Source organism: Sphingopyxis indica (genome assembly GCF_032879645.1).
Taxonomy (GTDB): Bacteria; Pseudomonadota; Alphaproteobacteria; order Sphingomonadales; family Sphingomonadaceae; genus Sphingopyxis; species Sphingopyxis indica.
Genome location: NZ_CP076394.1, coordinates 1,429,727 through 1,448,656, shown reverse-complemented (window position 1 = coordinate 1,448,656; position 18,930 = coordinate 1,429,727). Strand labels below are relative to the sequence as shown.

Genomic DNA, 18,930 nt, shown 5'->3' with positions numbered 1-18,930 from the left:
GAAGGATGCGCCATCATCTCTCGCTCGCCGCGCTCGCCGTCCCGCTGATGCTCGCCGGCGTCGCTTCCGCGAAGGAGCAGCCGGCCCCGCGGCCGAACATCGTCTATATCATGTCCGACGATCACGCCTATCAGGCGATCTCGGCCTATGGCTCGGCGCTGTCGAAGCTCGCGCCGACGCCGAATATCGACCGCATCGCAAAAAATGGCGCGGTCTTCACGCGCAGCTTCGTCGGCAATTCGCTGTGCGGGCCGAGCCGCGCGACGATGCTGACCGGGCGGCAGAGCAATGCGCACGGCTTCACCCAGAACGGCCAGCATTTCGACAACAGCTCGTGGGTATGGCCGCGCGCGCTGGCGCAGGCGGGCTATACGACCGCGATGTTCGGCAAATGGCACATCAACGGCACGCCCAAGGGGATCGGCTTCGACGACTGGAAAGTGCTCGACGACCAGGGCGAATATTACAACCCCGACATCATCACGCCGAAGGGGCGCAGCATCGTGGCGGGCTATACGACCGACCTGATCACCGATTACAGCCTCGACTGGCTGAAGAACGGGCGCGACAAGTCGAAGCCCTTTGCGATCCTGATCCACCACAAGGCGGCGCACCGCAATTTCATGCCGGCGCTGCGCCATATCACCAAATATCAGGGGGTCACCTTCCCTGTCCCCGCCAATTATTTCGACGACTACAAGGGACGCAAGGCGGCCGCCGCGCAGGAAATGAACATCTATCGCGACATGTATGAGGGGCACGACCTCAAGATGACGGTCGCGAAGGGATCGGCGCGGCTGCGCTACAATCGCTGGCCGGGCGCCTTCGACCGGATGACCCACGACCAGCAGGCGCAGTGGGACGCCGCAATGCAGGCCGACAACGACAAGATGAACGCGGCGAACCTTTCGGGCCGCGACCTCGCGCTGTGGAAATATCAACGCTACATGCAGCAGTATCTGGGCACGATCGCGGCGGTCGACGAGGGCGTCGGCAAGGTGCTCGACTATCTGGAGGAGAGCGGGCTCGCGAAGAATACGGTGGTGATCTACACCTCCGACCAGGGCTTTTACCTTGGCGAGCATGGCTGGTTCGACAAGCGCTTCATGTACGAGGAGTCGCTGCGCACGCCCTTCCTGATCCAATATCCCGGTCATATCCGCCCCGGAACGAAGATCGCGGCGCCGATCCAGAATATCGACTATGCGCCGACCTTCCTCGACCTTGCCGGGGTGAAGGGCCCCGACACGATCCAGGGCCGCTCGCTCGTCCCGCTGTTCGGCGGCCGGACGCCCGCGAACTGGCGCAAGGACATCTATTATCATTATTACGAATTTCCGGGCTTTCACTCGGTGCGCGCGCATTACGGGATGCGCGACGATCGCTACAAGCTCATCCGCTTCTACAGCGACGACATCAATGCGTGGGAATTCTATGACCTGAAGCGCGACCCGCACGAGATGCACAACCGCATCGACGACCCCGCGATGCAGGGCCGGATCGCGGCGATGAAGACGCGCCTCGTCGCGCTGCGCCGCCAATATGGCGACAGCGACGGTCCGCCGGTCGATGCGCCGCTGAATTAGGGCGCGGCGGGGAGCCCCAGCTCCTCGGCCGCGACGCGCTGAAGCGCTTCGGCGACGCGCGGGTCGAGGCCGATTTCGTGCGCGGCGAGTTCCTTTCTGCCCAGGCTGCGCGGATCGACGCCGGTGACGCGGCCGAACACCACGAGCGCCTCGAGATAATAGCCCGCGGCGCTCGCATGATATTGGTCGTAGCTCCACAGATCGACCTGCCCGAAGGCGATGCCGTCATAGGGATCGGGGTCGGCGACGCCTTCGGCCATCGCGCGGTTCCATGCCTCACCCACCGGCAGGACGCCGTCGATGTCGGTGGACGCCGCATCGACGCCGTCGAGCGCCTTGCGCAGATCGAGCGCCATGCGATCGACCGGTTGGCCATGCCAATGACCCGAAGGCTTGTAGACCTGGTCGGCGCGCGACCAGGTCGCGGTGAGGTAAACGCGCACGTCGGAATTGGCGCGGGTCACGACGGCGGCGAGTGCGGGGGCGCTCTTCGCGGTCACCGCCGGATTGCCCGGATGCTCGGGATCGAGCACGCTATAGTCCTGCATCACGACGACGTCCCACGGCTTCGCGATCACGTCCAGCCGGTCGGCGAGATGCTGCGCGAGCGTCGTCCCGCCGCGCAATTCGTGCGAGACTGTCCAATCCTGCCCTGCCTGCTCGGCAAAGCGGCGGAACAGCGCCGGCACGCCGCCGACCCCGCCGCCGTTGAGATCGGTCACCGTATCGACGCGATAGCGCAGCACCGCCGAATTGGCGCCCTGGGTGAAGCTGTTGCCGATGAAGAGGATCGACCGGGGCTCGTCGGCGCGCGCGGCGGGGGTGGCGGCGAGTGCCGTTGCCAGCAGCAAGCCGTTCAAAAAGCGGAATATCGTCATGGCAAGGACGATAGGGCGAGGCCGCGGGCGCTGCAAGGCGCCCGCGGCGACCGGGACTAAATTATCCGGCAAGCACCCAGAACAGCCCGCCGATGAACAAGAAAACTCCGGCGGCGAACATCGCATATTCGCCAATGCTCACGCGAAGCGCTCGGCGATGGTCGTGCCGAAAGGCCTCGATGCTGGTCTGGAGTTCGGCCATGCCCGTCACCCGCCCCACATCGAGGTGACGCCCCCGCTTGAGAAACATCAGCGCTTCCTGCGCCTCTTCCTTCGTGATGGCGGGATAGCGGCGGAAAATATCCTCCGCACGCGCCGCCTGAGCCTGCGCAGCAGACCCGTCCTTGTCGTCTGTCATGATCATATCCGTCATTGCGCCCCCGCAAAGAGACGCACCGTCATCGGGGCGCGCGCGGCGCCCGGCGAAGGTTCAGACAGGGCGGGCCGGCGGCGCGCGCGCGGCATAGGGGCGACGGCGGGCGAGCGCGACGCCGCGAGCGGCGACGGGTTCGTAGACCGGAGCCGCGGCAACCGGCGCCGCGAGGATGATCGCCGGCGGCAACCCGGCAGGACCGGGACCACCCGATGCACGCCGATCGTCGTCGCCATTGCGGCAGGCGGCGCCGATCTTGACCGCAGCGGAGCGAAGGACCGGCCCCGATCCGGTCTGCAGTGCGCCCACGACCGGCTTCTGCGCATGACCGTCGAACGCCGCGCTGTCGCGGGGTGCGCCGACGACGCCGAGCGACGCCAGCGCAAGCCAAGCGAGCAGGCCCGCGAAGCGCTTGCGGCCGAGAGACAGGATCGAAATCATGCGCCAATGTCGTTAAGCGCTGCGCCGCACAAGGTAAAGCCAACGGAAGCAAGACGTTCTCACCGCATCGCGAAATTTTGCCGCGAAAATGGAGCAAAGTCGGCTTAAACGCCGCCCCCGCCGCCCGTTAATCTCCGCATGACCACACACGCGACATCTTCGGGTGAGCCGGTAGGGCGGCTCCTTGGCTGGCTGGGGCTACGCCCCGGCCGCAGCGGCATCGCCGCCGATCCGGGCGCGCCGCCCGACGGAAACCCCAGTCGCGTCCGGCAGGTTCGCGCCGATCTGATCGAGGCGATCGGCCGCTTTCTGCTCGACAATGATCTCGACGTGTCGCCCGCCAATCTGGTGATCGCACACGGCGCCTTTTCGGGCAGCAATCCGCGGCTCGCGCGTCAGGTCGCGGCGCGCGCAGTCACCCACGGCGGGGTAACCCAGCAGTGGATCGACGAGATCTGCGGCGAAGAGGCGGACCCCAAGGGGCAGGCCGACCTCGACCGCCTGATGGCGAAGCTCGAAACCAATCTCGAAGCCTTTCAGACACGCAGCAAGGCGGCGCACCAGATGACGCGCGACTATGGCAGCGAACTCGAAGAACATCTGACCGACCTCGAACAGCTGCAAAAGACCGGCCAGATCGTCTCGAATCTCGCCGATCTCGCCAAGGCGATGCTCGAACGCACGCGCAAGGCCGAGGACGAGATGCGCAAGAGCGAGGACGAGGCCAAATCGCTGCGCCGCAACCTCGCGCGCGCCAAGCGCGACGCCGAGGTCGACTATCTGACCGGTCTGCCGAACCGCCGCGCGTTCGAAGCGCTATTCGAACGCCATTATCGCGAAGGCAAGGAAACCCCGTTCGCGCTGAGCGTCGCCTTTTGCGACATCGACAATTTCAAGGCGATCAACGATATCCACGGCCACGATGCCGGCGACCGCGTGCTCAAGGTCATCGCCGATACGCTGGCGCAGATTTCGAACGATAATTGCCACGTCGCGCGCCACGGCGGCGAAGAATTCGTGATGCTGTTCCGCGGGTTGACGCCGCGCGAGGTCGCGAAGAAGCTCGACGATGCGCGCGAGCGCCTCGCCGACCGCCGCCTGATCAACCGCAAGACCGATCAGCCCTTCGGGGTCATCACCTTTTCGGGCGGGGTAGCCGATGTCTTCGGCTATCCCGAACCGCGCGCCGCGCTGAAAGCCGCCGACGAGGCGCTGTTCCGTGCCAAGCAGGCCGGACGGAACCGCATCGAGATCGCCTGACGGCTACAAGCCGCCCTCTTGCGGGGGCGCACGGGGGTGGGACGACGGGGGTGCGTCCCACCCCTTTTATTCTGTGCAGTGCGTCCCCGCGAAGGCGGGGACCCATCTCCGGCTGGTTCAAGATGGCGCTGGCAGGAGATGGGCTCCCGCCTTCGCGGGAACGCATGGATTCTCATTCGGAGAGGACAGCTGCCCCATCCTGCCAGCCGCCGCCGAGCGCGAGGAAGAGCGCGACGAGATAGGTCGAGCGCTGCTGCTCGGACTGGGCGATCGCCGCCTGCACCTCGGCGAGCGAGCGTTCGGCGTCGAGCACGACCTGGAAATTCTCGCGCCCCGCCCGATAGCGCAGCCGCGCGATCCGCGCCGCCTCCCCTGCCTCATCCGCCGCGCGGCGCAGCGCCGCGAGCCGGTCGAGCTCGCCGGCATAGTTGGCGAGCGCGCTTTCGGTTTCCTGCAGCGCCGAAAGCCAGGTGCCGTCGAACGTCGCGAGCGCCGCGTCGGCGCCCGCCTCGGCCTGTCGCAGCCGCGCGCGAGCGACCGCGATATTGGGAAAGCTCCAGGAGATCAGCGGACCGATCGAGAAACGGAAATTGTCCGAATCGCCGATTCCCGAAAGCGAAGTCGCTGTCGATCCGATCGAACCGCCGATGCTGATGCTCGGATAAAGGTCGGCGGTCGCGACATTGACCCGCGCTGCTGCCGCCGCAAGCTCGCGTTCGGCGCGGCGGATGTCGGGACGGCGTGCAAGCAGGGTCGCGCCATCACCGACCGGGATCGGCCGGTCGAGCTCGGGCGGCACCTGGCATTGCAGCGCGACTTCGGGCGCCTCGGCGGGCGGCTTGCCGGTGAGCACCGCGAGCCGGTAGAGCGCCGCCGAACGCTGGGCCTTCAGCGTCGGCAAGGTCGCCCGCGTCTGTTCGAGCAGCGCCCCCGCCTGCCCCGTGTCGAGCCGCGTCGCGCGGCCGCCCTCGAACAGGCGGCGCGTCAGGTCGAAGGTCTGTTCCTGAATGCGCAGCGTTTCCTGCGCGACCGCGAGCTGGCGGTTGTACGAGCAGACATCGGCATAGGCGCGCGTCGTTTCGGCGGCGACGGTGATGCGGGTCAGGTCGAACGCCGCCTGCACCGCGTCGGCGTCGGCGCGGCTCGCGCGGATCGCGCTTTCGACGCGGCCGAACAGGTCGACCTGATAGCCGACGTCGAGCCCGACATCATAGCTTTCACCCTCGACCGGGCCGATACCGGTGGTCGCGCCCGACTGGCGGGCATAGGCGCCGCTCGCGCCGACGCTCGTCGTCGGCAGGCGGCCGGCCTGCGATTCCTTGAGCACCGCGCGCGCCTGCGCCAGATTGGCGGCGGCGACGCGCAGGTCGGTGTTGGCCGCGAGCGCCTGCTGAACCAGCGCATCGAGTGTCGGATCGCCGAACAGGCTCCACCATTCGCCCGGCGGCTGGTCGCCGGTGAAGGCGGGCGACTTGCCCGCTTCGAGGAAGGGCGCCTGCGACGGCGCCGCCGGTTCGGGCGAATGATAGGCGGGGCCGACGGCGCACGCCGACAGGGTGAGCGCGCTGGCGGCGAGAAGGATCGAGCGGGTCATCACTGCGCCTCCACCGGCGCGTCGCCCGCCCGGCGGCGGCGATCCTTGACCCAATTCTTCCCCCGCTCGGCGAGTCCGCGGCACACGACGTAGAAGACCGGGGTGAAGATCAGCCCGAAAATCGTCACACCGAGCATCCCGAAGGACACCGCGGTTCCGAGCGCCCGGCGCATCTCCTGCCCCGGCCCCGTTGCGATGGCGAGCGGGATGACGCCGAAGATGAAGGCGAAGCTGGTCATCAGGATCGGGCGCAGGCGCGAGCGCGCAGCATGGACGGCGGCTTCGATGGTCGACATCTTCTCCTCTTCCTCGCCCTGTTTCGCGAATTCGACGATCAGGATCGCATTCTTCGCCGCGAGCGCGATGAGAACGACGAGGCCGACCTGCGTGAGGATATTATTGTCCATCCCGCGCAGATTGACCCCGAGCATCGCCGCGAGGATGCACATCGGCACGATCAGGATCACCGCAAGCGGGAGCGGCACCGATTCATATTGCGCCGCGAGCACGAGGAAGACGAACACCACCGCGAGCAGAAAGATCAGCACCGCGCTGCTCCCCGCCGCCTTCTGCTGATAGGCGAGCGCGGTCCATTCATAGGCGAAGCCGTCGGGCAGCGTCTTGGCCGCAATATTTTCCATCGCGGTGAGCGCGTCGCCCGACGACACGCCGGGCGCCGCCTGCCCCTGCAATTCGACCGCGGGGAAGAGGTTGTAGCGCACCACGCGCGTCGGGCCGCTATCGTTGCGGAAGGTCGCGACCGACGACAGCGGCACCATCTCCCCCGTCGACGAGCGCACCTGCAGCCGCCCGACATCCTCGAGCCGGCTGCGCGCGGTCGGTTCGGCCTGCGCGGTCACGCGAAAGGTGCGGCCGAGGAAGTTGAAATCATTGACATAGGTCGAGGCGAGATAGGTGCCGAGCGCGGCATAAACCTGGCTGGGCTCGACACCCAAAATCAGCGCCTTGTCGCGGTCGACATCGGCGAAGATGCGCGGGCTGCCGGTGTTGAACAGCGAAAAGACCTGCGTCACCTGGTCGTTCTGCGCCGCGGCGCCCATCATCGCCTGCGTCGCCTTTTCAAGGTCGTGATAGCTTTGCCCGCTGCGCCCCTCGATCATCATCATGAAACCGTTGCCGTTGCCGAGCCCCTGCACCGCCGGCGGCGCGATGACGAAGGCATTGGCCTCGGGCAGCGCCATGGCGAGCGCACCCGACAATTTCTGCGACAGGGCGGTGGCGCTGAGCTTGCTGCCGCGCTCTTCCCAATCCTTGAGGCGAATGAACATCGTGCCGGCGTTCGAGGCGGTCGAGAAGCTCGACCCGTCGAGGCCCGCGAAGGATGCGGTGCCGTCGATGCCCTCCATCTGCGAAACGACCTCTTGCGTGCGCGCCAGCACTTCGCTGGTGCGATCGAGCGAGGCGCCCGGCGGCAGCTGCACGACGCCGATCAGGAAACCCTGATCCTGCTCGGGAATGAAGCCCGTCGGCGTCGCGGTGAGCCGCCAGCCGGTCGCGGCGAGCAGCACCGCATAGATGATCAGCATCAACCCGGTCTTGCGAACCAGCTTCGCCGTCGTGTGTCCATAGCGATCCGAAAGTCTATCGAACCCCTGGTTGAACTTGTCCGCGGCGCGGCGGCCGAAGCGCAGCACCGGATTCTTCGGCTCGGCGTGATGCCCCTCCTCGTGCGGTTTCAGGAGCAGCGCGGCGAGCGCGGGCGACAGCGTCAGCGACGTGAGTGTCGAGAACACCGTCGCCGCGGCAATGGTCACCGCGAACTGCTGATAGAAGATGCCGGGGATGCCCGGGACGAAGGCGGTCGGCACGAACACCGCGATCAGCACGAGCCCGATCGCGAGCAGCGCGCCTGACACCTCGTCCATCGTCCGATGTGCCGCCTCGCGCGGGCTGAGCCCTTCGCGGATATGCTTTTCGACCGCCTCGACCACGACGATCGCGTCGTCGACGACGATGCCGACCGCGAGCACGAGCGCGAAGAGCGACAGCGAGTTGATCGAAAAGCCGAGCGCAAGCTGCACCGCGAAGGTGCCGACGAGCGACACGGGGATGGCGATAATCGGGATGATCGCCGCGCGCCACGTCTGGAGGAAGACCATCACCACGAGGACGACGAGCACAAGCGCCTCGACCAGCGTGTGCTGCACCGCTTCGACCGAGGCCGCGACATATTCGGTCGGATTATAGGGTATCTGATATTCGAGCCCCGGCGGGAAATCCTTCGACGCCGCCTCAACCTCCTTGAGCACGAGATTCGAGGCGTCGAGCGCGTTCGCGCCGGGCTGCTGGATCACCGCCATGCCGACGCCGGGCTTGCCGTCGAACACCCCGCGGACGCTATAGTCCTGGCTGCCGAGCTCGACGCGCGCGACGTCCTTCAGCCGGGTGATCGCGCCATTCTGAACGTCGGTCTTGATCACGACATTGGAAAATTGCTCGGGCGAGACGAGGCGCCCCTGCACTTCGAGCGGCAGTTCGAAGGCGGGGTTGCCCTTGCCATAGGGCGGCGCGCCGACCGAGCCGCCCGCGACCTGGACATTCTGCGTTTCGAGCGCGGCGATGATCTCGCCCGCGGTCAGATTGCGCGCCGCCGCCTTGTCGGGGTCGATCCAGACGCGCATCGAATAAAAGCCGCCGCCGAAAATCTGCACCCCGCCGACACCGTCGAGGCGGAGCAGCCGGTCGCGCAGCGTCGAATTGGCGTAATTGCCAACATAGTCGATGTCGATCGCGGGATCGGTCGAGGTCAGCGCGACGATCATCAGGAAGCCCGATTCCTGCTTGTTCACCTGCACGCCGATCTGGCGCACCTGTTCGGGCAGCCGCGGCTCGGCGAGCGCGACGCGGTTCTGCACCAGCACCTGCGCGGCATCGAGGTCGGTGCCCGGTTCGAAGGTCACGGTGATCTGCGCCACCCCCTGCGTCGAGGAGGATTGCAGATAGAGCATATTCTCGACGCCGTTGATCTCCTGCTCGAGCGTCGAGGCGACCGTTTCGGCGATCGTGTCGGGCGACGCGCCGGGATAGGAGGCGGTGATGCTGATCGTCGGCGGCGCAATTTCCGGATATTGCGACAGCGGCAGCTGCGGATAGGCGAAGGCCCCGATCAGCGTGATGAAGATCGCGATGACCGCCGCGAAGATCGGGCGGTCGACGAAGAAGCGGCTGAATTTCACTGGGCGCTCGCCTTCTTCGCGGCGGCGCCCTTGGCGGCGGGCGCCGCGCCCTTTTCGGTCACGACCTTGCCGCTGGCGGTGATGCGCCCCGGCTGCGTCTTTGCCGGCTGGCCCGGCATCGCGCGCTGGATGCCGCCGACGACGACACGCTCCTTCGCGGTCAGCCCCGAACGGATCACGCGCAGCCCGTCGATCACCGGGCCGAGCATCACCGGGCGCGCCTGCACCTTGCTTTCGGGGCCAATCACATAGACGAGCCGGCGCGCGGCGTCGGTGACGATCGCGGTGTCGGGAACCATGATCGCATCGTGCGGCGCCGAGGCGGCGAGCTGGAGCTGGCCGAACAGGCCGGGACGCAGCTTGCCGTCGCTGTTGGGAACGCGCGCCCGCACCGTGATCGTTCCCGATCCGGTGGAGAGCGCATTGTCGACAAAGTCGATCCGGCCCTGATAGCGATAATCATCCTCGCCCTGCAGGCGGATGCGCACCGGCGATCCGAGCAGCTTGTCGCCGCGATTCTCATAGGCAAGCAGGTTCGATTCGGACCCCTGGAAGCTGAAGTGCAGCGGGTTGGTCGACACGATCGTCGTCAGCACCGTCTGATCGGCGGTCACGGCATTGCCGGGATCGACGAGCCGCTGCGAGACGCGGCCCGAAATCGGCGCGGTGACGCGCGTGAAGCCGACATTGAGTTCGGCGGCGCGCACTGCGGCACGGCTCGCCGCGACATTGGCCTCGGCGGTGCGCAGCGCGGCGCGGCGCTGTTCGACCTCTTCCTGGCTCGCCGCCTGCGACGCGGCGAGCGTCGTCGAGCGCGCGAGTTCGGTCTTCGCATTGGCGAGCGTCGCCTGCGCGCTCGCCAATTGCGCGCGCGCCTGATCGAGCGCCGCCTGCGCGGGGCGCGCGTCGATGCTGAACAGCAATTGCCCCGCCTTCACATATTGGCCGTCGGTGAAATGGGTGCGCGTCAGATAGCCCGACGCGCGCGGGCGCACCTCGACGCTCTGGATCGCTTCGAATCGCCCGACATAATCGTCCCATTCGGTGACCTGCTTGACGAGCGGATTCGCCACGGTGACGGGCAATTGCGGCGGGCCGCCCTGTCCCTCGCCGCCGCCCGAGCAGGCGGCGAGCAGCATCGAAAGGGCGAGCAAAGGCGCGAGGAGAGGGCGCATGGGCATGGGCTTTTTCTTTTCTTTACGGGCGGTTCGGCATCGCGCGGCATGAGGGAGGGGGGAGGTGCCGCGCGATACCTTTGCGCCGACTAATCCGCATTGGCGGGCAAGTCAACAGTTGTTGATTTATTTCTCAGCCATGATAGACCCTGACCATGACGAAAACCACGGTCAGGAAGCGCGACGCCGCCGCGACGCGCGCCGCGATATTGGCGGCGGCGCGCGAGCGTTTCCTGCGCGAAAGCTATGACAGCGTCGGCCTGCGCGAAATTGCGGGCGATGCAGGCGTCGATGTGGCGCTGATCAGCCGCTATTTCGGCGGCAAGGAAGGGCTGTTCCGCGAGGTCGTGGCGGTCGACAAGGAAGAAAAGCTCATCCGCGAGCCGCTGACCGCGGCCGAGCTTCCCGCCTATCTGGCGCAGCTCGTCGTCGAGGATGGCGACGACCACCGGCAGCATCGCATGGAAATGTTCGTCATCATGCTGCGCTCGGCCTCCTCGCCCAAGGCGGGGCAGATCATCCGCGATCTCGTCCATCTCGACGTCCTCGGCCCCCTCGCCGAGATTATCGGCGACGAACATGCCGAACTGCGCGCGAACATGCTGCTCGCGATCCTGATGGGAATCGGGGTGCTGCGCACGATCATGCGAGTCGATGCGCTCGACGGTTCGCCCGATCAGCGCGCCGAATGCGAGGGCCGGTTTCGCTGCCTGTTCCAAGCAGCGCTGAGCTGTTGAAAGAGCGCCCGAGGACGCAGGCTTGCCCGACCGGGATTGCCGGTTTAGGCGCATGGCTGTGAGTCCCGTCAAGCCCTCCGCTCCTTCCTCGCTCGCTCCGTTCCGTTTCCCTGCATTTCGCGCGATCTGGATCGCGAACCTCGCGTCGAACATGGGATCGACGATCCAGGCGGTCGGGGCTGCCTGGTTGATGACGGAGCTGACGCCCTCGCACCTTTATATCGCGCTCGTTCAGGCGAGCGCGACGATCCCGATCATGCTGATCGGCGTCTTCGCGGGCGCGATCGCCGACAATTTCGACCGCCGCCGCGTGATGCTCGCGGCGCAGACGGGAATGCTGATCGTCTCGGCATTGCTCACGCTCATCACCTGGTCGGGCGCGATCACGCCCTTCCTTCTCCTCTGTTTCACCCTCGCGGTCGGCTGCGGCACCGCGCTCAATGCCCCGGCGTGGCAGGCCTCGGTGCGGTTGCAGGTCGGGCACGAACATCTGCCGCAGGCGATCGCGCTCAACACCATCGCCTTCAATCTCGCGCGCAGCGTCGGCCCGGCGCTCGGCGGGCTGCTCATTTCCTTTGCGGGGCCGGCATTCGGCTTCGGGCTCAATGCGCTGAGCTATGTCGCGCTGATCGTCGTGCTGCTGCGCTGGCATCCGGAGGTCAACCCGCCGAAACGTTCGCCGATCCTCTCGGCGATCGCGACCGGCATCCGCTTCTGCGCCCAGTCGAACCCGGTGCGCCGCGTGCTCGTGCGCGGCTTCGCCTTCGGTTTCGGCGCGGCCGGATTCCAGGCGCTGCTGCCGTCGGTCGTGCGCGACCGGCTGCACGGCACCGAACTGACGTTCGGCTTGGCGCTCGCCGGCTTCGGCGCCGGGTCGATCTTTGCCGCGCTGTGGGTCGGCAAGGCGCGCCACCGCTGGGGCAGCGACACGCTGATCGGCGCCTCGTCGCTGGTTTTCGCCGCGATGCTCGTCACGATCGCCTTTTCGCGCAGCCTGCCGCCGGTGGTCGCGGCCGCTTTCGTCGCGGGCATATGCTGGGTCTGCACGATGACGACGCTCAACGTCGCGATGCAATTGCGCTCGCCCGAAGCGATCCTCGGCCGCTGCCTGTCGATCTATCAGGCGGTGACCTTCGGCGGCATGGCGCTCGGTGCATGGCTGCTCGGCACGCTCGCCGACATCTGGACGCTGCCCGCGGCGATCCTTGCGGCGGCGGGCTGGCTGACGCTGTCGGCGCTGCTGCTGCGCGCCGTCGCGCCGATGCCGCGCCGCGACGAGGGGCGCGTCGTCCCCTGACGCGGCTTGCATCGCCGCCGGTCTGGACCGAAAAGCGGGGACGAGGAGAGAGCATGAGCGATTGGCAGCAATGGGTCGGCCGCGAAGACCGGCGGAGCGACCGGGTCGAGGCGGGCGCATTGACACGCTGGCTCGCGACGCTCGACCGGGCGGCAGGCACCGATGGCGCCGTGCCGCAGGGCTTTCACTGGTGCCTCGCGCTGCCCGACGCGCCGACCGCCGCGCTTGGCGCCGACGGTCATCCGCGCCGCACCGATGGCGTCGAAAGCTTCATGCCCCCTGTGCCCCTGCCCCGCCGCATGTGGGCGTCGAGCCAGGTCGAATTCCTGCACCCGCTGCACCCCGGGGAAGCGATCGCGCGCCGCTCGCGCATCGCCGCGATCACCGCCAAACAGGGCGGCAGCGGCGCGCTCGTCTTCGTCGAGATCGCGCACGAAACGCATGGCGACCGCGGCCTCGCGGTGCGCGAAAGCCAGTCGATCGTCTTTCGCGATGCCGCCGGCCCCGACGCGCCGCTGTCGCCGCCCCCCGCCGGCGGCGGACGGTTCGACCCGAGCGAATGGGACGCGCACCGCACGGTCGAGCCTTCCGAAGCGCTGCTCTTTCGCTATTCGGCGCTGACCTTCAACAGCCACCGCATCCATTATGATTTTCCCTATGCGATCGCCGAAGAGCGCTATCGCGGCCTCGTCGTCCACGGACCGCTCACCGCGACCCTGCTGCTCGACCTTGCGCAGCGGCGCTTCGGCGACAATGCGCTCGCCCGCTTCGCCTTTCGTGGGCTTTCGCCCGCGATCGCCAGCGAGCCGCTGCATCTCGTGCTGCGTGGCGGCGGCGATGCGATCGAGCTCGGCGCCTTTGCGGACGACGGGCGGCAGGTGATGCAAGCGACCGCCACGCTGTGACCGATATGCACGCCTCGGTGCCGCTACCGGTGCGGCAAATCGGCTTCGGCGACCTCTCGGATGCCGTTCTCGTCCGAGAGGTGCCGGTCGAAATGCCGATTTCGGTCGAGGTCGGCGGTATCGGCTATGCGGTGATGATGGCGACCCCCGCCGACCTCGAAGATTATGCGGTCGGCTTCGCCCTCTCCGAAGGGCTGGTCGAGCGCGCCGCCGAGATCGAACGAGTCGATGTTCAGCCGCTCGAAGGCGGGATCGCGCTCCGCCTGTGGCTGGCGCCCGAACAAAGCCGCCGCGCGCTCGACCGCGCGCGCCGCCGGGTCGGCGAGAGCAGCTGCGGCCTTTGCGGTCTCGAAAATATCGAGGAGGTGCTGCGCCCGCTGCCGCGCATCACGGCGCGCCTCGAAACCGACCGCCACGCGGTCGCGAAGGCGCTCGCCGCGCTGGCCGAACACCAGCCGCTCGGGCGCGCGACCGGCGCGGCACACGCCGCCGCCTTCTGTTCGGCCGCGGGCGACATTCGCTGCGTGCGCGAGGATGTCGGGCGCCACAATGCGCTCGACAAGCTGCTCGGCGCGCTCGCGCGCGGCGGGATCGACGCGGCGAGCGGCTTCATCCTGCTTTCGGCGCGGTGCAGCTACGAACTCGTCGAAAAGACGGTGCGCGCCGGCTGTCCAATGCTCGTCACCATTTCGGCGCCGACCAGCCTTGCCGCCGAGCGCGCCGCGGCGGCAGGCCTGACCTTACTCGCGCTCGCCCGCGCCGACTCGGCGCTGCTGATCAGTGGCGAGCCGGATCTTTAGCGCCCGATCATATTTCATTGAAGCGCGTGTGCTCCCGCGAAGGCGGGAGCCCATCTCCTGCCGGCTCTATCTTGAACCGGCCGGAGATGGGTCCCCGCCTACGCGGGGACACACCAACTCTGAAGTCCGTCCTCTTCAGGTGAAATCGAACGGAACAAACTCCAGAGTGCGTTCGGTTTTGATGGAATCAAAACCGGCACTCTAGATTCTTGTTTTGCAGTGATTTCCGAGCCGTGAAATGTTCCATTTCACTCGAAATCACTCTAGACCGCAATCCGCACCGGGATCGACTTCGCCGCCGGACAGCCGCTCGTCCGGTCATAATAGTCGAGCGGCAGCAGCGGGTTGAGTTCGGGATAGTAACCCGCGATCGCGCCGCGCGGCATCGGATAGTCGATCAGGGTCAACCCCTCGACCCGCCGCGCAATGCCGTCGCTCGCGATCGTTTCGAGCGCGACCGTCGCGCCGGCCTCCAGCCCGCGCGCCGCGCGGTCCTCGGCGTTGACGAACAGCACCATCCGGCCGCCCCTGACGCCGCGATAGCGGTCGTTGTAGCTGTAGATGGTCGTATTGAACTGGTCGTGCGAGCGCACGGTCGCGAGCCGCAGCATATCGGCTTCGTCGACCGGCGCATCGACGTGCAGGCCGGGCAGGATGAGGAAATTCGCCTTGCCGTTCGGGGTCAGCCATGCGCGGCGCCGCGGCGCTATGTCGAGATGGAACCCCTGCGGCGCCTTGATCCGCTCCGAAAAACCTTCGTAGATTGCGGGATAGACCTCGGCGATCTTGTCACGGATCGCGCCATAATCGTCGATATAGCGCACCCAGTCGACGCGGCTTTCGGGCAGCGTCGCCATCGCCATGCGGCAGACGATCTCGACCTCGGGCAGCAGATCCGGGCTCGCCGGGTCGAGCACCCCGCGCGAGGCGGTGACGTTCGACATCGAATCCTCGATCGTCACAAATTGTTCGCCGTCCGCGGTCTCGATGCGTTCGGATCGCGCGATCACGGGCAGGATCAGCGCCTCCTTGCCGTGAACGAGATGACCGCGGTTGAGCTTGGTCGCGATGCCGACGGTCAGGTCGAGCTTCGCCATCGCCGCATAGGCGCGCTCGGTATCGGGCACCGCGCGCACGAAATTGCCGCCGAGGCCGATGAAGACCTTCGCCTCGCCCGCCAGCATCGCTTCGACCGATTCGACGGTGTGATGGCCGTGCGCGCGCGGCGGATCGAAGCCGAAAACCTCGCGGACGCGGTCGAGATAAGCCTCGCTCGGCCGCTCGTCGATGCCGACGGTGCGGTCGCCCTGGACGTTCGAATGGCCGCGGATCGGCGAGATGCCGGCGCCGGGCTTGCCGTAATTTCCCTTGAGCAGCAGCAGGTTCGCGACCTGCTGCAACAGCTGCGAGCCCTTCTGGTGCTGGGTAAGACCCATGCCGTAACAGATGATCGTCGCGTTCGAGGCGATATAGATTTCGGCGCAGCGGCGGATCTGTTCCTCCGATATGCCCGACACCGCGACGATTTCGTCCCAGTCCTGCGCCATGACGTCGTCGCGCAGCGCCTCGAACCCCTCGCTATGTTCGGCGATGAAGGCATGATCGAGCACCGCCTCCCCCGCCGCCTCGCGCTCGAACAGCACGCGCATCATGCCCTTCAACAGCGCGAGGTCGCCGCCGATCTTCACATGCACGAACTCGCTCGCGATCGGCGTCGAACCCAGGGTTGCCATCTGTACGACGTCCTGCGGTTCGGTGAAGCGGATGAGCGCGCGCTCGGGCATCGGGTTCACTGCGACGATCGGCACGCCGCGTTTGCGCGCCTCGACGAGGCAGGTCATCATCCGCGGCGAATTGGTTCCGGGGTTCTGGCCGATGACGAAGATCGCTTGCGCATGGTCGAAATCGTCGAGGATCACCGTGCCCTTGCCGACGCCGATCGCGGGCGGCAACCCGCGGCTCGTCGGCTCGTGGCACATGTTCGAACAATCGGGAAAATTGTTGGTGCCATATTCGCGGACGAAGATCGAATAGAGGAAGGCCGCCTCGTTCGGGGTGCGGCCCGAGGTATAGAATTCGGCGCGGTGCGGACTGTCGAGTCCGCGCAGATGCCGCCCGATCGTCGCGAACGCCTCGTCCCAGCTCACCGGCACATAATGGTCGCTCGCGGCGTCGTAGCGCATCGGTTCGGTGAGCCGCCCCTGCATTTCGAGCCAATAGTCGGACTGCGCCATCAGCTCGGCGACGCTGTGCCGGGCAAAGAAGTCGCGCGTAACGCGGAATTTGGTTGCCTCGTGCGCGAGCGCCTTTGCGCCGTTTTCGCAAAATTCGAAGGTCTTGGTGCAGCTCGCGTCGGGAAAGGCGCAGCTTGAACATTTGAAGCCGCCCGGCTGGTTCATCGCGAGCAGCGCGCGCGACCCCTTGGTCACCACGCTCTGTTCGAGCAGCACCTTGGCGGTCGCCGCGGCGGCGCCCCATCCGCCGGCAGGCGCGGTATAAGTCTTGTAGTGCAGCTTGCGGTCGGCCATGGCGTCGGTCCCGGCGTTGTGGGAGTGGCATTAGAGCATTTTGCGCTCGCAATATCCACTCCGCTGTCGGCGAAACATCAAAGCGGAGGGGCTTTTCCAGACGATGACCGTAACCGCCGCAGCCCGCCTCGCCCGCCTCCCCCTGACCGCGTTGATGCTGCTGCCCCTGCCGGTGCTGGCCCAGGAGCAGGCGATCATCGTCACCGGCACCGGGCTTGCCGATACGCCGGCGACGCCCGCCTATGACATCACCCTCATCGACCGCGACGCGCTCACCGCAACCGCCTCGGGGCGGCTCGAAGATGCGCTCGCGTCGGTCGCGGGCTTCCAGCAGTTCCGCCGTTCCGACAGCCGCGCGTCGAACCCGTCGGCACAGGGCATCACCTTGCGCGCGCTCGGCGGCAATGCGACAAGCCGCGCGGCGATGCTGCTCGACGGCGTGCCGGTCGCCGATCCCTTTTTCGGCTATATCCCCTTTTCCGCCCTCGCCCCCGAGCGGCTGGCGAGCGTGCGGGTCACGCGCGGCGGGGGGTCGGGGCCGTTCGGCGCCGGCGCGCTTGCCGGGACGATCGAACTTGCGAGCGCCAATGCCGAGGCGCTCGGCCCGTTGAGCGGCGCGCTGCTCGTCGACGATCGCGGCGAGAGCGAAGCGAGCGCGACGCTCGCCGCCCCGCTCGGCGCCGGTTTCGCCGTCGTCTCGGGGCGCTGGGACCGCGGACAGGGCTATTATACCACCCCCGCCGACCAGCGCGTCCCCGCGACCGCGCGCGCCGCCTATGACAGCTGGTCGGCGCAGATCCGCCTCGTCGCCCCGCTCACCGATACGGTCGAATTGCAGGCGCGCGCGATGGCGTTCGACGATCGCCGCACCCTGCGCTTCGAGGGCGCCGATTCGTCGAGCGAGGGACAGGAAGCGAGCCTGCGCCTCGTCGGGCGCGGCGCTTGGCAGTTCGACGCGCTCGCCTATGTTCAGGCGCGCAATTTTACGAATATCGTCATCTCGTCGAGCCGCTTCACGCCGGTGCTCGACCAGCGCAATACGCCCTCGACCGGCCTCGGCGGCAAGCTCGAACTGCGCCCGCCGGTCGGCGGCAATCATGTGCTGCGTCTCGGCCTCGACTATCGCCGCTCTGATGGCGAACTATTTGAAGATGCGCTGAGCGCGATGACCGGCCAGGTCACCGCGCGCCGTAACGCCGGGGGCACCAACAGCGATCTCGGCCTCTTCGTCGAGGACGACTGGAGCCTCGGCGCGCTGACGCTGACCGCGGGCGCACGCGCCGACCGCTATGTCATCGCCGATGGCTTCTTTATCGAGCGCGATGGCGCGGGCGTGGTCGTCGCCGACGACCGCTTCGCCGGCCGCTCGGGCTGGCAAGGCTCGGTCCGCGGCGGCGCGACGTGGCAGGCGAGCGACGCGCTGCGGCTGCGCGCCGCCGCCTATAGCGGGCTGCGCCTGCCGACGCTCAACGAGCTTTATCGCCCCTTCGTCGTCTTTCCCGTCACCACCCTCGCCAACGCCGAACTGCGCAACGAGCGGCTGGTCGGCTATGAAGCCGGGCTCGACCTTACGCCCGCAAAGGGCATCGACCTGTCGGCAACCTTGTTCGACAACAAGGTCAAGCACGCCGTCGCCAATGTCACCATCGGCCCCGACCTGCGCCAGCGGCGCAATATCGACGCGATCCATGCGCGCGGGGTCGAGCTGTCGGCGGGGATCACGCGCGGGATCGTCGGCTTTCGCGGATCGGCGGCCTACACCGATGCCGAGGCGCAAGGCAGCGGCCCCGCCGCCGCGCTCGACGGCAACCGGCCCGCGCAGACGCCGCGCTGGGCCGCGAGCGCGACGCTGAGCCTGGCGCCCGCGCCCGGCTGGAGCCTTGCGGGCACGCTGCGCTATGTCGGTGCGCAATATGAAGATGATCTCGAAAGCGACATCCTCGACGCCGCGACGACGCTCGACCTCTATGCCGAAGTCCCGCTCGCGCAGCGCGCCCGGCTCGTCCTGCGCGCCGAAAATGTCACCGATACGCGAGTGATGACGCGCAACCAGGGCGGCTCGATCGACCTCGGCACCCCGCGAACGTTGTGGATCGGGGTGACATTCGGGAAGTGACCGGTGGCAGGTGAACTGCGCCAGGCAAATCAAGTGTGTCCCC

Annotated in this window: 14 protein-coding genes; 7 read left to right on the top strand and 7 right to left on the bottom strand. The window is 67.2% G+C overall.

Features of this window, described 5'->3' with window-relative positions; translation table 11 throughout:
- Positions 1–5: 5 nt before the first annotated feature.
- Positions 6–1,586 carry a sulfatase family protein gene (locus KNJ79_RS06795; RefSeq protein ID WP_317153341.1) on the top strand — a complete coding sequence of 527 codons (1,581 nt, stop codon included), beginning with the start codon at positions 6–8 and terminating at the stop codon, positions 1,584–1,586.
- On the opposite strand, the gene KNJ79_RS06790 is transcribed toward KNJ79_RS06795, so the two are convergent.
- The 3 genes from KNJ79_RS06790 to KNJ79_RS06780 all read right to left on the bottom strand — a co-directional run bounded on the left by KNJ79_RS06790 (position 1,583) and on the right by KNJ79_RS06780 (position 3,278).
- Positions 1,583–2,464, bottom strand: a complete 882-nt coding sequence (locus KNJ79_RS06790) for an SGNH/GDSL hydrolase family protein (protein WP_317153340.1) — start codon at positions 2,462–2,464, stop codon at positions 1,583–1,585. The two genes, KNJ79_RS06795 and KNJ79_RS06790, sit on opposite strands and share 4 nt — an antisense overlap.
- 61 nt (positions 2,465–2,525) lie before the next feature.
- Positions 2,526–2,822, bottom strand: a complete 297-nt coding sequence (locus KNJ79_RS06785) for a hypothetical protein (protein ID WP_317153339.1) — start codon at positions 2,820–2,822, stop codon at positions 2,526–2,528.
- 72 nt (positions 2,823–2,894) lie between these two features.
- Entirely contained in the window at positions 2,895–3,278 is a 384-nt protein-coding gene (locus tag KNJ79_RS06780) for a hypothetical protein (RefSeq protein WP_317153338.1), read from the bottom strand.
- A 138-nt stretch (positions 3,279–3,416) separates the two neighbouring features.
- Between KNJ79_RS06780 and KNJ79_RS06775 the strand changes: the two genes are divergently transcribed.
- A complete protein-coding gene (locus KNJ79_RS06775) occupies positions 3,417–4,538 on the top strand; it encodes a sensor domain-containing diguanylate cyclase (protein ID WP_317153337.1) in 1,122 nt (373 codons plus the stop codon).
- 172 nt (positions 4,539–4,710) lie between these two features.
- Here KNJ79_RS06775 and KNJ79_RS06770 read toward each other — a convergent pair whose 3' ends face one another.
- The 3 genes from KNJ79_RS06770 to KNJ79_RS06760 are packed head-to-tail and all read right to left on the bottom strand — an operon-like array spanning position 4,711 to position 10,510.
- Entirely contained in the window at positions 4,711–6,132 is a 1,422-nt protein-coding gene (locus KNJ79_RS06770) for a TolC family protein (RefSeq protein ID WP_317153336.1), read from the bottom strand.
- Positions 6,132–9,329 (bottom strand): efflux RND transporter permease subunit, encoded by a 3,198-nt coding sequence (locus KNJ79_RS06765; RefSeq protein ID WP_317153335.1) that lies wholly within the window; start codon positions 9,327–9,329, stop codon positions 6,132–6,134. Before KNJ79_RS06765 ends, KNJ79_RS06770 begins: the two co-directional genes overlap by 1 nt.
- Entirely contained in the window at positions 9,326–10,510 is a 1,185-nt protein-coding gene (locus KNJ79_RS06760) for an efflux RND transporter periplasmic adaptor subunit (RefSeq protein WP_317153334.1), read from the bottom strand. Before KNJ79_RS06760 ends, KNJ79_RS06765 begins: the two co-directional genes overlap by 4 nt.
- Before the next feature lie 149 nt (positions 10,511–10,659).
- Between KNJ79_RS06760 and KNJ79_RS06755 the strand changes: the two genes are divergently transcribed.
- From KNJ79_RS06755 to fdhD, 4 genes are read left to right on the top strand one after another with little or no spacing between them, the layout of a single operon-like run.
- Positions 10,660–11,241, top strand: coding sequence for a TetR/AcrR family transcriptional regulator (locus tag KNJ79_RS06755; RefSeq protein WP_317153333.1), 582 nt, complete (start codon positions 10,660–10,662; stop codon positions 11,239–11,241).
- Positions 11,242–11,293: 52 nt separating this feature from the next.
- On the top strand, positions 11,294–12,538 hold the full coding sequence (locus KNJ79_RS06750; RefSeq protein ID WP_317153332.1) for an MFS transporter: 1,245 nt from the start codon (positions 11,294–11,296) through the stop codon (positions 12,536–12,538).
- Positions 12,539–12,591: 53 nt separating this feature from the next.
- Positions 12,592–13,443, top strand: coding sequence for an FAS1-like dehydratase domain-containing protein (locus tag KNJ79_RS06745; RefSeq protein WP_317153331.1), 852 nt, complete (start codon positions 12,592–12,594; stop codon positions 13,441–13,443).
- Positions 13,444–13,448: 5 nt separating this feature from the next.
- Positions 13,449–14,243: a formate dehydrogenase accessory sulfurtransferase FdhD gene (gene fdhD / locus KNJ79_RS06740; RefSeq protein ID WP_317153870.1), complete on the top strand. Its 795-nt coding sequence runs from the start codon at positions 13,449–13,451 to the stop codon at positions 14,241–14,243.
- A 263-nt stretch (positions 14,244–14,506) separates the two neighbouring features.
- Here the strand turns inward: fdhD and KNJ79_RS06735 are convergent, their stop codons facing one another.
- On the bottom strand, positions 14,507–16,771 hold the full coding sequence (locus KNJ79_RS06735) for an FdhF/YdeP family oxidoreductase (protein ID WP_317153330.1): 2,265 nt from the start codon (positions 16,769–16,771) through the stop codon (positions 14,507–14,509).
- A gap of 103 nt (positions 16,772–16,874) precedes the next feature.
- Between KNJ79_RS06735 and KNJ79_RS06730 the strand changes: the two genes are divergently transcribed.
- Positions 16,875–18,887 carry a TonB-dependent receptor gene (locus KNJ79_RS06730; protein ID WP_394357154.1) on the top strand — a complete coding sequence of 671 codons (2,013 nt, stop codon included), beginning with the start codon at positions 16,875–16,877 and terminating at the stop codon, positions 18,885–18,887.
- Positions 18,888–18,930: the final 43 nt, after the last annotated feature.

Bases quoted from the DNA above. Each gene is read 5' to 3' on its own strand.
- KNJ79_RS06795 (WP_317153341.1), top strand. From the start codon at position 6: ATGCGCCATCATCTCTCGCTCGCCGCGCTCGCCGTCCCGCTGATGCTC.
- KNJ79_RS06790 (WP_317153340.1), bottom strand. From the start codon at position 2,464: ATGACGATATTCCGCTTTTTGAACGGCTTGCTGCTGGCAACGGCACTC.
- KNJ79_RS06785 (WP_317153339.1), bottom strand. From the start codon at position 2,822: ATGACAGACGACAAGGACGGGTCTGCTGCGCAGGCTCAGGCGGCGCGT.
- KNJ79_RS06780 (WP_317153338.1), bottom strand. From the start codon at position 3,278: ATGATTTCGATCCTGTCTCTCGGCCGCAAGCGCTTCGCGGGCCTGCTC.
- KNJ79_RS06775 (WP_317153337.1), top strand. From the start codon at position 3,417: ATGACCACACACGCGACATCTTCGGGTGAGCCGGTAGGGCGGCTCCTT.
- KNJ79_RS06770 (WP_317153336.1), bottom strand. From the start codon at position 6,132: ATGACCCGCTCGATCCTTCTCGCCGCCAGCGCGCTCACCCTGTCGGCG.
- KNJ79_RS06760 (WP_317153334.1), bottom strand. From the start codon at position 10,510: ATGCCCATGCGCCCTCTCCTCGCGCCTTTGCTCGCCCTTTCGATGCTG.
- KNJ79_RS06755 (WP_317153333.1), top strand. From the start codon at position 10,660: ATGACGAAAACCACGGTCAGGAAGCGCGACGCCGCCGCGACGCGCGCC.
- KNJ79_RS06750 (WP_317153332.1), top strand. From the start codon at position 11,294: ATGGCTGTGAGTCCCGTCAAGCCCTCCGCTCCTTCCTCGCTCGCTCCG.
- KNJ79_RS06745 (WP_317153331.1), top strand. From the start codon at position 12,592: ATGAGCGATTGGCAGCAATGGGTCGGCCGCGAAGACCGGCGGAGCGAC.
- fdhD (WP_317153870.1), top strand. From the start codon at position 13,449: ATGCACGCCTCGGTGCCGCTACCGGTGCGGCAAATCGGCTTCGGCGAC.
- KNJ79_RS06735 (WP_317153330.1), bottom strand. From the start codon at position 16,771: ATGGCCGACCGCAAGCTGCACTACAAGACTTATACCGCGCCTGCCGGC.
- KNJ79_RS06730 (WP_394357154.1), top strand. From the start codon at position 16,875: ATGACCGTAACCGCCGCAGCCCGCCTCGCCCGCCTCCCCCTGACCGCG.